Origin of the sequence: Pseudomonas sp. NPDC090592 (assembly GCF_044769185.1) — a bacterium.
GTDB lineage: Bacteria > Pseudomonadota > Gammaproteobacteria > Pseudomonadales > Pseudomonadaceae > Aquipseudomonas.
Map to the genome: position 1 here is coordinate 94985 of NZ_JBIVXJ010000021.1, position 13999 is coordinate 108983.

A 13999-nucleotide genomic window follows, 5' to 3' on the forward strand; every position below is an offset into this window, starting at 1 on the left:
GGCACTTCGGGAACATGCAGAAAGGCTGAAAAGTGCTTCCTAGAGCGGTTATTTCATTTTAATTAGGCAGCTAATCAAGCTATTCTCGCCCGCGCCAGAACAACATCAAGGAGCAGGCATGAAGATTGAAATCGTACGCAATGAGCAGGACGCAGGCTGCAAAGTGATCATCGACGGGCACCCCGTGTCGTTCGCTGACATCCAGCATGCCCAAGCCTACGTGGACCAGTTGCAGTCCCGTCTTCAGGCTGCTCCCCAAGCCTTCGCCAGCCCGGCTGCAGAGCCTGCCTGAACCAGGCGAACGCGCGAGGAAGCCGCTCGGCTTCCTCGACGTTGCAGTCGCCGATTGACTATCATCCCGCCTTGAACGTTTCAGCATGTTTCAACGCATGCCTCAATAGGGATACAGATGTCAGTCCAGGAACTCCCCCCGCTCCCCAGTAAAAGTACCGTCGCCAAGATGGAAGCCGCCATGGCGCTGGGCAGCTTTGCCATTGGCACCGGCGAATTCGCCATCATGGGCCTGATGCCCGACATTGCCAGCAACCTGCAATTGAGCGAGCCGCAAGTGGGCCATGCCATCAGCGCCTATGCGCTGGGGGTGATGGTCGGTGCGCCTGCCCTGGCGATTCTGGGTGCCAAGCTGCTGCGCAAGCACATGCTGCTGCTGTTGATGTTGCTGTATGCCCTGGGCAACCTGGCCACCGCCTTTGCACCGTCGTTCGGCGGCCTGGTGGCCTTCCGCTTCATCAGCGGCCTGCCCCATGGCGCCTACTTCGGCATTGCCGCCGTGGTGGCATCGAGCATGGTGGCCAAGGATCAGCGAGCGGGAGCCGTGGCCCGGGTGATGATGGGCCTGACCCTGGCCATGCTGCTCGGCAACCCGGTGGCCACCTTCCTCGGCCAGTATTTCGGCTGGCGCTCGGCGTTCGTGCTGGTCGGCGCCATTGCCTTGTGCACCATCGCCATGGTCTGGCGTTATGTACCTCAGCGCCACGATGAAGTGCGTAGCGACCCACGCAAGGAACTGCAAGCCTTCACCCTGCCGCAGGTGTGGATGGCGTTGGCCATTGCCTCGATCGGCTTTGCCGGCATGTTCTGCGTGTTCAGCTACCTGGCGCCGACCATGCTGCAGGTGACCCAGGTGTCGCCGCAGTGGATTCCGTTCGGCCTGGCAGCATTCGGCGTGGGCGGAATCGTCGGCAACATCGCCGGCGGCAAGCTGTTCGACCGTTTGCAGTTCCGCGCGGTGGGGCTGGTACTGGTGTGGTCGATTGCCGTGCTGCTGTTCTTCAGCTTTGCCGCACAGGCGCTGTGGAGCCTGCTGCTGGGCATCGGCCTGGTTGGCACCATGATTGCGCTGGCGGCGCCGCTGCAGATTCGCTTGATGGACATTGCCCATGAAGCGCCTAGCCTGGCGGCAGCGTCGAACCATGCGGCATTCAACCTGGCCAATGCGCTGGGGCCGTGGCTGGGAGGTATGGCGATTACGGCGGGCATGGGCTGGACCAGCACCGGGTATATCGGTGCGGCAACGGCGCTGGTCGGGTTGGGCATCTACCTGGTGGCGCGCCGCATGAAAGGCGGGCATTGAACGCGAAGTGAGCACAGCACCCGTGGGAGCGGGCGTGCCCGCGAAACAGGCGACGCGATGGATCAGGCGCGGGCCCAGGCACGCTGGCGGGCCAGCACCGAAGCAGCCGATTCGCCCAGCAGTTCGGCGTACACACCTGGTGCGGTGGCACCTTCGGTACTGATGAACAGCACGCGGGCCTTGCTGTCGAGGCCCAGGTCGGCGGCGGCACCTGCGCCCTGGACCAGTTGCACCAAGCCGGCCAGGCCGGCGACGCTGGACTCACCGGCTACCAGCGGGATATCGCCGGCGCTGCCAGTTGCCAGGCGGCGCATCGCAGCAACAGCCTGGTCGTCGCTGATGGTCATGAAGTAATCGACACTGGGCTCGAGGAAACGCCAGGCCAACGGTGACGTCTCGCCACAGGCCAGGCCGGCCATGACCGAGTCCACCGAGCCGGTCGCCCTGGCGGGCTTGCCGAGCACGGCGCTCTGGTACAGGCAGTCGGCCTGCTCGGGTTCGACCATGACAAACAGCGGGCGCTGTTCACCGTAGTGCTCCCACAGGTAGCTGACGATGCCGGCTGCCAGGCCGCCCACCCCGCCCTGCAGGAATACGTGGGTGAAGGGTGCCTGCCCGGCCATGGCTTCGACGATTTCCGCGGCGATGGTGCCGTAGCCTTGCATCACGTCGCGCGGGATCACCTCGTAGCCTTCATAGGACGTGTCGGAAACCACGGTCCAGCCATGGCTGGCCGCCAGCTCCGCTGCGTGCTCGACCGATTCGTCGTAGTTGCCGGCAATGCGCACGATCTGCGCGCCGAAGGCGGCAATCGCCTGCTCACGCTCGACGCTGACGTTGGCATGCAGCACGATCACGCAACGGCAACCGATACTCTGCGCGGCAGCGGCCAGGCCTTTGCCGTGGTTGCCATCGGTGGCGCTGACCACGGTGAAGTGGGCCAGCAGGTCGGCATACTGCCCCTGCAGCAAGCCGCGTGGCTCGAACTGCTGGGCCGGGAACGTACGCAGGATCAGACGCAGCAGGGCGATTGGCGCGCCGAGCGCCTTGAAGCTGCCCAACTGCGAGCGTACCGATTCGTCCTTGACCGACAGCTGGGCAATGCCCAGCTCGGCGGCCAGGTCAGGCAAGGCGTACAGCGGCGTGGGTCCGCGGTTCAGCAGGCCCCAGTCGGCCAGCCATTGGCGGCTTTGCTCGGCCGTGGCGATGCTCATCACCGCCTGCAACGCTTGCGGGTATGGCTGGCGGCCAGCCTTGGGGTTGGATACAAGCATGTGGCACTCCTTTTCTACAGGCAACAGGAAGCCCAAACCGCTGCAGCCAGGCGGCAGCGGTTGGGCACTACAGCGGGAATCAGGCGTGGGACAGGCGGTGGCTCACTACATCCAGCAGCACCTGCGCGCCCTGGATCAGTTGGTGATCGTCGGTATGCTCGCGCGGGTTGTGGCTGATGCCGCCCTGGCTCGGCACGAAGATCATTGCTGCCGGGGCAATGCGGGCGATCATTTGCGCGTCGTGGCCGGCGCCTGAGGTCATGCGCCGGTGGCTGAAGCCAAGGCGCTGCGCCGAGGCTTCGATGGCATCGGCCAGGCCCGCATCGAAGACCACCGGATCAAAGCGCACCAGCCGCTCGGTGGTAATGCTGACGCCTTCGCGTTCGGCAAGCTGCACCAGGTATTGGCCCAGGCGCTTTTCCGCATACGCCAGGCAGGTTTCATCCGGATCGCGCAGGTCGACGGTGAAGGTGGCCTTGCGCGGGATCACGTTGATCACGTTCGGCTCGAACTGCATGCAGCCGACCGTGGCCAGGGTGGTGCCGGAATCCACGGCCATGGCGCGCAATTCGGCGACAACGGCGCTGGCGACGAAGCCGGCGTCATGGCGCAAGTGGGTCGGGGTGGTGCCCGCGTGGTTGGCGTGCCCCTTTACCTCCACCTGCTGCCAGGAAATACCCTGCAGGTTCTCGACCACACCGATCAGGGTGCCCTCGGCTTCCAGGATCGGCCCTTGCTCGATGTGCAGTTCAAGGTATTCGTGCGGCACGATGGCGCCGGGTTGCACTGTACCGGCATAGCCGATGCGCGCCAGCTCATCGCCGAGCCGCGTGCCGTCGGTGCCGACGGTATCCAGCGCCTGTTGCAGCGGCAGGCCGCCGGCGTAAACCAGCGAGCCCATCATGTCGGGCTGGTAGCGCACGCCCTCTTCGTTGGTAAACGCGCCAACCGTGATCGAGCGCTCGGGCAGGTGCCCGGCATCCCGGTACGCACGAATAACAGCCAGCCCGGCCAGCACGCCGTAGCAGCCATCCAGGGCACCGGCGTTGGTGACCGTGTCGATGTGCGACCCCATCATCAGCGGCCGCTGGTCGCCGCTGTCAGTGGCAGAACGGAGGGTGCCGAAGATATTGCCGATACGATCGACCTGCACGTCGAGATCGAGTGCGCGCATCCAGCCGACCAGCAGGTCGCGCCCGGCTTTTTCGGCATCGCTCAGCGCGATGCGGGTGCGCCCGCCATGGGTGGCATCGGCGCCTACCTGGCCCAGTTCGCGGATTTGCTGCAGCAGCAAAGCGCCGTTCAGTTGCAGTGCGTTCATCAACCGTTTCTCCCTGTGTGCAACGCCATGGCCCTGCACCGCTGTTTTGTTCATGGAAGAATGTTATTCGCTTGCAGCGTACGAAAAACTTGATTTTCCAGGCCTGATTGCAATTTCATTACGCTTTTGCGCCGTTTGGCGCGATTGCGCTACGGAGCCCCGTTCATGCCCCTGGATCATTTCGACCTGGCCCTGCTTGATGCAGTGCAACGCGACGCCGGCACATCCCAGCTGGATTTGGGTGCGCAGGTCAACCTGTCCTCGGCCGCGGTCAATCGGCGCTTGAAGAAAATGGCCGCCGACGGCGTGATTCGCGGCACCGTGGCGCAGGTGAACGCCGAACAACTGGGTTACACGCTGACCGTGATCACCGAGGTGGAAGTGGAGAACGAGCGGCTGGACCTGCTGGACGACATGAAACGCACCTTCCTCGCCTGCCCCCAGGTGCAGCAGTGCTACTACGTGGCCGGTGGATGCGATTTCGTGCTGATCATGCTGGTGCGGCACATGGAGCAGTACACCCAGCTGACCCGTGAGCTGTTCTTCGAGAACAACAACGTCAAGCACTTCAAGACACTGGTGTCGATGAGCAATGTGAAGACCGGGATGTTCGTGCCGACCCTCACTCCTTGAAGCCTTACCGCGCTCCCCTGTGGGAGCGGCCTTGTGTCGCGAAAGGGCCGCGACGCGGCCCCAGGATTCCTGCTGCGATATACAGATTGCTGGGGCTGCTTTGCAGCCCTTTCGCGACACAAGGCCGCTCCCACCGGTATTGCGTACTGCTCGAAGTTTCTATTAGTTGTCATAATTGTAATATCCCACCAACCAGCAACTGTGCATCATGAAATAACTAACCCGTTGCGCACCCTCACAATAACAATACCCAGGCAGATCGCGTTACGCGCCCTGCCCACAACCGTGTCTGGAATATAATGACAATCCAAACAGGCGCTGCCCAACAAAAAGGTTATCGAAGAATCATTCCGTCGATGACCGCCTTGCTGCAATTCGAAGCCGTGGCACGGCTTAACAGCTTCACCCAGGCGGCCATTGAACTGGGCGTGACCCAGGCAGCGGTCAGCAAGCAGATCAAGGCCCTTGAAGAAAACCTCGGGGCGCTGTTGTTCCACCGTCTGCACCGCAGCATCCACCTAACCGAGGGTGGTGAAATTCTCTTCGCCAGCATCTCCGAATCGCTGCAGCGGGTGGCCAGCGCGTTCGACCAGATCACCCATATCAGTCACCAGCAGGAGATCGTGCTGGGCTCCACCGCACCCTTCTCCCAGCTGCGCATCATGCCCCGGCTCAACGCCCTGGCCGAAGCCTTGCCACAGGTGCAGCTACGCCTGGCCACGCAGATGTTCACCGGCGATTTGCGCAAGCGCGACTACGACCTCGACGTGCGCTATGGCAACGGCCAGTGGGATGACGGTGAAGCTATCTTGTTGTTCGAAGAAGAAGTTTTCCCGGTCTGCGCCCCGGCTTGGCTGGCCCGCAACAACATGCCCGGCACGCTCGAGGAACTGGCTGGCGCAGGCCTGCTGGACGCCGACTCCACCTCCGAGGGCTGGGTCGACTGGCCAAGCTGGTTCCGCGAACAAGGCCTGGCCCCGGCTGCGCCGCGCTACAACCTGCGCTGCAGCCTGTACACCGATGCCATCAATGCCGCCCTGGCCGGGTACGGCATCGCCCTGGGCTGGGGCCGGCTGGTGGAGCACCTGCTAAGCAGCGGCGCGCTGGTACGGCTGCAGCCGTTCAGCGTGCGTACCCGTGAGTCGTATTACATCGTCGTGCCGCACGGGCGACCGGCACTGGCCCATACCCGTGCCATTGCCCATTGGCTGCAAAGCGCGGCGTGTACCGCTGCATAACTACAGGTAATGGGAAGTGGAAAATTAAGCGCATTGACGCTGTTCGGGGGCACTTTAATAATTCGCCGCACATGGCTTGGTTAATTAAAAATAAAAGTGCCTGAGGACAACAATGAACAGCCCACTTGATAAAACCCATCGCGAACTTGTCGATGCGCGGCAACCGGGCTTCGGCATGCCTGGCGAGTTGTACAGCCGCCAGGATGTTTTCGACACCGATATGGATATCTTTTTCAACAAACACTGGATCCAGGTGGCGGTTACGGCCGATGTCGACGAACCCGGTGATGTGTTTACCGTGGACATCGGCAAGGCTTCGGTGCTGATCCTGCGTGACGATGACGAACAGATCCGCGCCTACCGCAATGTCTGCCGCCACCGCGGCGCACGCCTGAAAGCACCGGGCAAGTCCACCGTCGGCATGCTGGTGTGCCCGTACCACCAGTGGACCTACGACCTGGACGGCAGCCTCAAGCACGCCAGCCACATGGGCAAGGGCTTCGACCCCAAGTGCCGCAGCCTGATCCCGGTGCACTGCAAGGTCATCGGCAGCCACGTGTTCGTCTGCCTCAGCGACAACCCACCGGAAGACATCAGCGACCTCGAAGAGGTCATGGGGCCACGCTTTGCACCGTTCGACCTGACCAACACCCGCATTGCCCATGAGCTCGACTACATCGAGAACGGCAACTGGAAACTGGTGATGGAGAACAACCGCGAGTGCTACCACTGCGCGGGTACCCACCCGGAACTGATCGTTTCGTACCAGTCCGAAGACCTCGGCGTCAGCCTGGAAGAAATGAGCGACGATGCGCGAGCCTCCTATGACGCCTATCAGGTGCGCAAGGCCGGTATCGAAGCCGACTGGGCCAACGCCGGCCTGCTGTTTGATACCGTCGAGCACCTGCAGGACAGCTCGCCCACCCAGTTCCGTACCCAGCGCATGATCATCGCCGGCAGCGGCGAGTCGCAAACCCTGGACACCAAGGTGGCCTGCAGCAAGCTGCTGGGCAACCTCACCCGCCGCGACCTGGGCGACACCCACCTGTGGGGCAACAACGCCTGGGCCCATGTAATGAGCGACCACGCGATGATCAGCTGGATCATCCCGCTGTCGCCAGAGCGTACCCTGGTGCGCACCAAGTGGCTGGTGCACCGCGATGCCGTGGAAGGCGTGGACTACGACCTGCAGCGCCTGACCGAAGTGTGGGTGGCCACCACCCAGCAGGACGCCGCGCTGGTCGCCATCACCCACAGCGGAACCCAGGACCCCGCCTTCGTGCCGGGCCCCTACTCCACCTTCACCGAGCCGTACGTGGACCAGTTCGCCCGCTGGTACACCTCACGTCTCGCCGCGCACGGGGTTTGAAGGCCATGACCGCACTGCACAACATTGCCGGCCTGCGCGCAGACCAGCGCTTTACCGACAGCGACCACTGGGCCGCCCATGGCGCCCAATGGGCCAGCGGCGACAGCCGGCGCATCGAATGCCTGGGCGTGGTGGACGAAACCCACGACGTGAAGACCTTTACCTTCCACAGCCCGGATTACCATGCCCTGGCCTATGAACCCGGGCAGTTCCTGACCGTGTCGCCGGTGATCGACGGCGCCAGCGTGTCGCGCTGCTATACCCTGTCGTCCACGCCAACCCGCCCGTTCACCTTCTCGATCACGGTCAAGCGGGTGCCGGGCGGCGCAGTGTCCAACTGGCTGCACGACCATCTGCGGCCGGGCCACGCCCTGGCCGCCTCGGGCCCGGCCGGCGTGTTCACCCCGGTGGCAGGCCCGGCGCGCAAGCTGCTGTACCTGTCGGCGGGTTCGGGCGTGACGCCGTTGATGGCCATGACCCGCGCCGCAGCCGACCTGCATGCCGAGCTGGACATTGTCTTCGTACACAGCGCACGCACGCCGAAAGACATCATCTTCCGCGATGAACTGGCGCGCCTGGAACGCGGCATGGCGCAGATGCGCACGCTGTTCTTCTGCGAAAGCCTGGGTGATGAACCCGACTGGAGTGGCCCGCTCGGGCGCCTGTCACTGGAAACGCTGCAACGCGAAATCCCTGACTTCAAGGAACGCGCCGTGTTTACCTGTGGCCCCAAAGGCTACATGGACGCCACCAGGGCGCTACTGGCCGGCGCCGGTTTCGACCTGGCCCGCTACCACCAGGAAAGCTTCGACATCAGCGCCGACGCCGAGCCGGAACCCGCCCCGGCTGCCCCAGGCCAGGCCCTGGACACCTTCACCGTGCGCCTGGCCCGCTCGGGCAAGACCTTCACCATGCGCGCCGACCAGACCGTGCTGGCTGCCGCCAAACAGGCCGGTGCCGTGGTGCCCTCGTCCTGCAGCCAGGGCGTGTGCGGTACCTGCAAGACCGCGCTGCTGGAAGGCAGCGTGGAAATGAAACACAACGGCGGCATCCGCCAGCGTGAAATCGACAAGGGCCTGCGGCTGCTGTGCTGCAGCCGTCCGACCTCGGACCTGGTGGTCGACCTCTGACCACCGACAAGGGCGCTTGAGTTTCAGGCGCCCTTTTTTCGTTTGCGCTCCATAAACCTGCAACGCCGCCAGGCGGGTGCGCCCGCGCCTGCCTGCAAGAATAAGAAGGATAGAGACGATGCGTGCAAAAGAAGGCCTGTTCAAGGGCCTCAATCCCATTGTGACCGTTGGGTCGCTCTCCATAGTCGTGGCGTTCGTGGTGCTCTGCGCCTCGTACGGCGACCAGGCCGCCGGGGTATTCAAGGGTGCCTCCGACGCCATTCTCGACCACCTGAAATGGTTCTACCTGGCGCTGGTCAGCGGCATCCTCGGGGTGCTGGTGTTCATCGCCTTCAGCCGCTTTGGCACCCTCAAGCTCGGCCGGGCCGACGAAAAACCGGAATTCAGCTTCGCCGCCTGGATCGCCATGCTGTTCAGCGCCGGCATGGGTGTGGGGCTGATCTTCTGGTCGGTGGCTGAGCCGGTGCTGCACTACGCCAGCAACCCGTTCACCCCCGGGCTGACCGACCAGGCCGCGTCGATGGCCATGCGCATCACCCTGCTGCATTGGGGCCTGCACCCGTGGGCGATCTTTACCGTGATCGGCCTGGGCCTGGCCTACTTCGCCTACCGTGAAGGGTTGCCGCTGGCATTGCGCTCGATCCTCTACCCGCTGATCGGCAACCGTATCTACGGGCCGATCGGCCATACCGTGGACATCATTGGCGGCGCGGTGACCGCCTTTGGCGTGTCGCAGTCCCTGGGGCTGGGCGTGGAACAGATCAACATGGGCATGCACCAGGTGTTCGGCACCCCGGTCACCCTGTCGTTCAAGCTGAGCATCATCGCCGTGGTCACGGTGATTGCTTCGATTTCGCTGGTGGCCGGCGTGTCGCGCGGCATGAAGCGCCTGTCGACGCTGAACATGTGGATTTCCCTGGGGCTGATGCTGGTAGTGCTGGGCCTGGGCCCGACCAACTACATCATGAACCTGCTGTTCGAGTCGGCCGGTGACTACGCGCAGAACATCATCGGCATGAGCTTCTGGACAGACGCCCAGGCCGACAGCGCCTGGCAGAAGAGCTGGACCGCCTTCTACTGGCCGTGGTGGATGACCTGGGGGCCGTTCGTGGGGCTGTTCATTGCCCGCATCTCGCGTGGCCGCACCATTCGCGAGCTGGTGTTTGGTGCGCTGCTGGTGCCGACCCTGGTGACTATCTTGTGGATGGCCGTATTTGGCGGCAGCGCGCTGAAGGATGAACAACAGGCGCGCCAGGCCTACCAGCAATTGCCGGTCGCCGAGCAGACCGCCGCCGGCCCGTTCCAGGGTGGCCCGGTGCTGGAAGCCACGCGCAAGGAAACCACCACGGCCATGTTCACGCTGCTTGATCGCCTCGACGGGCCGACCCTGGGTGCGATACTGAGCGTGATCATCTGCCTGCTGCTGGCGGTGCATTTCGTGACGGCTGCCGATGCCGGGACGCAGGTGCTGTGCATGCTCAACTCGCTGGGCAGCATCAACCCGCCCAACTGGATACGGGTGTTGTGGTGTGTGCTGGAAGGGGCGATTGCGGCCAGCCTGGTGATTGCTGGCGGGCTGCTGGCTATTCAGATGGCCAGTATCGTGGTCGGGTTGCCGATTGCGTTCTACATGCTGCTGACCGGGTATAGCCTGATGCGCAGCTTGTTTGCCAGTGAAGTGGTGATTGCCCAGGAGGTGCCGGTGAGCATCACGGTCGAGCCAGCCCGGGCGGCTGGTGAAGTGGCATAAATTGCCGGGGCCGCTTTGCGGCCCACCGCGGGCAAGCCAGCTCCCACAGGGAGCGCATCAGGGCTGACGGTGTTTGCCACAAGATATACGGCGCGTGTCAGATCGAGCGCCGCGCGGGCGGCGCTCGATCTCACAGGCGCTGAAGATGCCGTGGCGAGCACCCGGCAACCCTAATGCCCTTGCCAGAAACCATAGAATCTCCCACAGGTGCAGCGTGAGCTCGAAACCAGTGCAGTAGCTGTGGGAGCTGGCTTGCCGGCGATGGGCTGCAGAGCAGCCCTGATATTCCCGGTATTGGCATGAAGGGGTTACCCTCCAGCGTTAGGCTAGCTCCATGACTACCGTCCTTGAAGGAGATGACGATGCAATACGTGAAGCTGGGTAGCACCGGGCTGGACATTTCCAGGCTGTGCCTGGGCTGCATGACCTTCGGCGAGCCGGATGCCGGCACCCACCCCTGGACCCTGGGCGAAGACGCCAGCCGGCCCATCATTCGCCACGCCGTCGAGCAAGGCATCAACTTCTTCGACACGGCCAACAGCTATTCTGCCGGCACCTCGGAACTCATCGTTGGCAAGCTGCTGAAGGAATTCACCCGCCGCGAGGAAACCGTGATCGCCACCAAGGTGTTTTTCCCCGCCAACATGTGGCAAGGCACCAGCAGGCCGAATGAGCAAGGCCTGTCACGCAAGGCGATCATGGCCAGCATCGATGCCAGCCTCAGCCGCCTGGGCACTGACTACGTCGACCTGTACCAGATCCACCGCTGGGACTACCACACCCCCATCGAGGAGACCATGGAAGCCCTGCACGACGTGGTCAAGGCCGGCAAGGCGCGCTACATCGGCGCCTCGTCAATGTATGCCTGGCAGTTCGCCAAGGCCCAGCAGGTGGCGGCCAGCAATGGCTGGAGCCGCTTCGTGTCGATGCAGAACTACCTCAACCTGATCTACCGCGAAGAAGAACGCGAGATGATCCCGCTGTGCCTGGACCAAGGCGTGGGCCTGATGCCCTGGAGCCCGATGGCGCGCGGGCGCCTGACCCGGCCGCACGGGCAGCAGACCGAACGCACGCGCACTGACCTGTCCGGGCAATCGTTCTATGAAAACACCGAGGCCGAAGACGGTCGGGTGATCAATGTGGTCGAGCAGATTGCCGGCGAGCGCGGCGTGCCGATGGCCCAGGTGGCGCTGGCATGGGTGCTGGGTAAAGCCGGTGTTTCAGCGCCTATCGTCGGCGCCTCGAAGCCCACCCACCTGGACGATGCACTGGGTGCGCTGTCACTGCAGTTGAGCGAGGACGAAGTGGCACGTTTGCAGGCCCCTTACGTCCCGCACGCGGTAACAGGCTTCAAGTAGGGCTGGCTTGCGGCAGTTCGATGCGTACCTGCAAGCCCCCGGTGGCGGCGGCCTGCGCGGTGATGCTGCCACCGTGCAGGGCGATGGCGCGCTGGGCGATGGCCAGGCCCAGGCCGAAGCCGTCACTGCTGCTGTCGGTACCACGGTCGAACGGCTCGAAGATGCGCTGCAGGCGTGCCGGGTCGACCCCTGGGCCATGGTCGCTGACGCACACCTGCAACCATTGCCCGCCCTGAGCCGGTGCAGCTTCCACCAACACCGCCGTGCCGGGCGCGGTGTAGCGCACGGCATTGCGGATGACGTTCTCGAAGGCCCGGTACAGCAGTTCTTCATGCCCCTGCATGAAGAACGCGCCCTGGGCCAGCAAGGACACCTGGCACTGCTTCATGCCGGCTTCAAAACGCGCATCCTCGACAATCTGCGCCAGCAGTTCAACCACATCCACGTTGGCGAAGTCGCTGTTGCCCTGGCGCGACTGGGCGCGGGCCAGCGTCAGCAATTGCTCGATCAGGTCGTCCATGCGCCGCGACTCGCGCTCGACGCGCTCCAGCATGTCGGGCCGGTCGGGTTGCTGGCGCATCAGGCCGATGGCGGCATGCATGCGGGTCAGTGGTGAGCGCAGCTCGTGGGAGATATCGTGCAGCAGGTTCTGCTGCGCCTGCACCAGGGCCTTGAGCTGGCCGGCCATGCGGTCGCAGTCTTCGGCCAGCTCGACGATCTCGTCACGGCGCTTGCCCAGCCGTGGCCGCACCCGCACGTCGAACCTGCCCTGGGCGACCTGGCCCATGGCCTCACGCAGCCAGGCCAGTGGGCGGGTCAGGTACAGGCTGCACAACAGCGCGAACAGCGCACTCATCAGTGCGCCCGTTACGAACGGGCCCACATTGTGCGGCCGCGGGGCCATGCCGATATGGGTGGCCACCGAGGCCCGCAGTACCAGCGGGCGGCCGTCGCGGTCGACCAGCGCCTGCTCGAAACGCGCGGTGTGCACCGTTTTGCCCGCCAGCAAGCGGCCTTGGTCATCGTAAAGGCCTACCTGCACATCCGGCGGCTGTGGCGACACATCCAGCAATTGCCGGCCGGCCCGTTCGCCATGTTGCTCCAGCATTTGCAGCTCGGTGGCCAGCAGCGAACGCAGCCCAGGGGTATCACCGCGCAGGTCATTGAGCATGAAGGCCCCCGCCCCCACCAGGAAGGTCAGGGTGTTGGCCAGCCAGAAGGCCAGGAACAGCTTCCAGAACAGGCGCCGGCGCATCATTCGACGATCAGCATGTAGCCCATACCGCGCACACTCTGGATCCAGCTGCTGCCGTCGGCACGCGGGCCGAGTTTTTGCCGGATGCTGCTGACGTGCACGTCGATGCGCCGGTCGTAGCGGGTCAGCGGCCGGCCCAGGGCATTGAGTGACAGGTCCTGCTTGTTGACCAGTTGACCGGCCTGGCGGGCCAGCGCTTCAAGCAGGCTGAACTCGGAGCCGGTCAGCTCCAGCGTGGCGCTGCCCCAGTGCGCCTCCCGCCGGCCCGGCCACATTTTCAAGGCGCCGCTGCGCACCTGGTCCGGTGCCTCGGGTGCACTGGCCTCGCCCATCAGCTGCGGCTGCACCCGGCGCAATATCGCCCGCAAACGTGCCACCAGCTCGCCCGGGGAACTGGGCTTGGGCACATAGTCATCCGCCCCCAACTCAAGGCCGGCGATACGGTCGATATTGTCGCCACGGGCCGTCAGCAGCAGCACCGGGACCTGGCTGCGCGCACGCACGCGTCGTAGCACCTCGATGCCAGAGATGCCCGGCAGCATCACGTCCAGCACCACCGCCTGGTAGTGGCCGGACAACGCCTGGGTCTCGCCCTCTTCGCCCGTGGCCACAGCCGTGGCCTGGAAGCCTTCGCGAACCAGGTACAAAGAGAGCATTTCAGTCAATTCGCGGTCGTCGTCGACCAGCAGCACGGGGATCATCAGGGCCAGATATCGCAGTTGCAGGGGCGTTAATGATCGCCTCGCACGGCGGTACTGTCACCGCCGCCCGGTCGGACTTTACACATCTTTACCCTCGGCTAACCGCGCCGTACACAGCCCGCCCGTATCCTCATCGCCCGCTGCATGCGGGTTGCCCGCGCTTGCTCCCCTCCGAATCCGCTTGTCTGGAACCCCCGATGAACTACCCGCGCCTGTTGCTCTCCATCCTGTTGCTGAAAGCCACGCTGGCCCAGGCCTCCCCGTTCAGGATCGCCGACATCCGCGTCAACGGCCTGCAGCGGGTTTCCGCCGGCAGTGTCTTCGGTGCCTTGCCGCTGAACGTCGGCGATCAGGCCGATGACCGCCGCCTGGTGGA

12 protein-coding genes and 1 pseudogene are annotated in these 13999 nt (G+C 64.2%); 9 read left to right on the forward strand and 4 right to left on the reverse strand.

What is annotated here, in order from left to right:
* Positions 1 to 118: 118 nt before the first annotated feature.
* Both ACIQUI_RS19120 and ACIQUI_RS19125 read left to right on the forward strand, forming a co-directional pair.
* Positions 119 to 292 (forward strand): hypothetical protein, encoded by a 174-nt coding sequence (locus ACIQUI_RS19120; RefSeq protein ID WP_403201562.1) that lies wholly within the window; start codon positions 119 to 121, stop codon positions 290 to 292.
* Positions 293 to 409: 117 nt separating this feature from the next.
* Positions 410 to 1594 carry an MFS transporter gene (locus ACIQUI_RS19125; protein WP_403201564.1) on the forward strand — a complete coding sequence of 395 codons (1185 nt, stop codon included), beginning with the start codon at positions 410 to 412 and terminating at the stop codon, positions 1592 to 1594.
* Positions 1595 to 1656: 62 nt separating this feature from the next.
* Here the strand turns inward: ACIQUI_RS19125 and ACIQUI_RS19130 are convergent, their stop codons facing one another.
* Positions 1657 to 2868 carry a diaminopropionate ammonia-lyase gene (locus ACIQUI_RS19130; RefSeq protein WP_403201567.1) on the reverse strand — a complete coding sequence of 404 codons (1212 nt, stop codon included), beginning with the start codon at positions 2866 to 2868 and terminating at the stop codon, positions 1657 to 1659.
* A gap of 79 nt (positions 2869 to 2947) precedes the next feature.
* On the reverse strand, positions 2948 to 4189 hold the full coding sequence (locus tag ACIQUI_RS19135) for a Zn-dependent hydrolase (RefSeq protein WP_403201570.1): 1242 nt from the start codon (positions 4187 to 4189) through the stop codon (positions 2948 to 2950).
* A 165-nt stretch (positions 4190 to 4354) separates the two neighbouring features.
* Between ACIQUI_RS19135 and ACIQUI_RS19140 the strand changes: the two genes are divergently transcribed.
* The 6 genes from ACIQUI_RS19140 to ACIQUI_RS19165 all read left to right on the forward strand — a co-directional run bounded on the left by ACIQUI_RS19140 (position 4355) and on the right by ACIQUI_RS19165 (position 11667).
* Positions 4355 to 4822, forward strand: coding sequence for an Lrp/AsnC family transcriptional regulator (locus ACIQUI_RS19140; RefSeq protein ID WP_403201572.1), 468 nt, complete (start codon positions 4355 to 4357; stop codon positions 4820 to 4822).
* A 299-nt stretch (positions 4823 to 5121) separates the two neighbouring features.
* Complete coding sequence (locus ACIQUI_RS19145) at positions 5122 to 6060, forward strand: LysR substrate-binding domain-containing protein (protein WP_403201574.1); 939 nt, start codon at positions 5122 to 5124, stop codon at positions 6058 to 6060.
* A 112-nt stretch (positions 6061 to 6172) separates the two neighbouring features.
* Positions 6173 to 7429, forward strand: coding sequence for an SRPBCC family protein (locus ACIQUI_RS19150; RefSeq protein WP_403201577.1), 1257 nt, complete (start codon positions 6173 to 6175; stop codon positions 7427 to 7429).
* A gap of 5 nt (positions 7430 to 7434) precedes the next feature.
* On the forward strand, positions 7435 to 8559 hold the full coding sequence (locus tag ACIQUI_RS19155; protein ID WP_403201579.1) for an FAD-binding oxidoreductase: 1125 nt from the start codon (positions 7435 to 7437) through the stop codon (positions 8557 to 8559).
* A 118-nt stretch (positions 8560 to 8677) separates the two neighbouring features.
* Positions 8678 to 10309 (forward strand): BCCT family transporter, encoded by a 1632-nt coding sequence (locus tag ACIQUI_RS19160; RefSeq protein ID WP_403201581.1) that lies wholly within the window; start codon positions 8678 to 8680, stop codon positions 10307 to 10309.
* 362 nt (positions 10310 to 10671) lie between these two features.
* Entirely contained in the window at positions 10672 to 11667 is a 996-nt protein-coding gene (locus tag ACIQUI_RS19165) for an aldo/keto reductase (protein WP_403201583.1), read from the forward strand.
* On the opposite strand, the gene ACIQUI_RS19170 is transcribed toward ACIQUI_RS19165, so the two are convergent.
* A complete protein-coding gene (locus ACIQUI_RS19170; protein WP_403201585.1) occupies positions 11660 to 12925 on the reverse strand; it encodes an ATP-binding protein in 1266 nt (421 codons plus the stop codon). The two genes, ACIQUI_RS19165 and ACIQUI_RS19170, sit on opposite strands and share 8 nt — an antisense overlap.
* Positions 12922 to 13623 carry a response regulator gene (locus ACIQUI_RS19175; RefSeq protein WP_403201588.1) on the reverse strand — a complete coding sequence of 234 codons (702 nt, stop codon included), beginning with the start codon at positions 13621 to 13623 and terminating at the stop codon, positions 12922 to 12924. The genes ACIQUI_RS19170 and ACIQUI_RS19175 overlap by 4 nt, the downstream gene beginning before the upstream one ends.
* Positions 13624 to 13820: 197 nt before the next feature.
* Between ACIQUI_RS19175 and ACIQUI_RS19180 the strand changes: the two are divergent.
* Positions 13821 to 13999: pseudogene (locus ACIQUI_RS19180) on the forward strand (outer membrane assembly protein); the annotation flags it as partial.

Bases quoted from the DNA above. Each gene is read 5' to 3' on its own strand.
- ACIQUI_RS19130 (WP_403201567.1), bottom strand. From the start codon at position 2,868: ATGCTTGTATCCAACCCCAAGGCTGGCCGCCAGCCATACCCGCAAGCG.
- ACIQUI_RS19150 (WP_403201577.1), top strand. From the start codon at position 6,173: ATGAACAGCCCACTTGATAAAACCCATCGCGAACTTGTCGATGCGCGG.
- ACIQUI_RS19125 (WP_403201564.1), top strand. From the start codon at position 410: ATGTCAGTCCAGGAACTCCCCCCGCTCCCCAGTAAAAGTACCGTCGCC.
- ACIQUI_RS19140 (WP_403201572.1), top strand. From the start codon at position 4,355: ATGCCCCTGGATCATTTCGACCTGGCCCTGCTTGATGCAGTGCAACGC.
- ACIQUI_RS19170 (WP_403201585.1), bottom strand. From the start codon at position 12,925: ATGATGCGCCGGCGCCTGTTCTGGAAGCTGTTCCTGGCCTTCTGGCTG.
- ACIQUI_RS19145 (WP_403201574.1), top strand. From the start codon at position 5,122: ATGACAATCCAAACAGGCGCTGCCCAACAAAAAGGTTATCGAAGAATC.
- ACIQUI_RS19175 (WP_403201588.1), bottom strand. From the start codon at position 13,623: ATGATCCCCGTGCTGCTGGTCGACGACGACCGCGAATTGACTGAAATG.
- ACIQUI_RS19160 (WP_403201581.1), top strand. From the start codon at position 8,678: ATGCGTGCAAAAGAAGGCCTGTTCAAGGGCCTCAATCCCATTGTGACC.
- ACIQUI_RS19120 (WP_403201562.1), top strand. From the start codon at position 119: ATGAAGATTGAAATCGTACGCAATGAGCAGGACGCAGGCTGCAAAGTG.
- ACIQUI_RS19135 (WP_403201570.1), bottom strand. From the start codon at position 4,189: ATGAACGCACTGCAACTGAACGGCGCTTTGCTGCTGCAGCAAATCCGC.
- ACIQUI_RS19165 (WP_403201583.1), top strand. From the start codon at position 10,672: ATGCAATACGTGAAGCTGGGTAGCACCGGGCTGGACATTTCCAGGCTG.
- ACIQUI_RS19155 (WP_403201579.1), top strand. From the start codon at position 7,435: ATGACCGCACTGCACAACATTGCCGGCCTGCGCGCAGACCAGCGCTTT.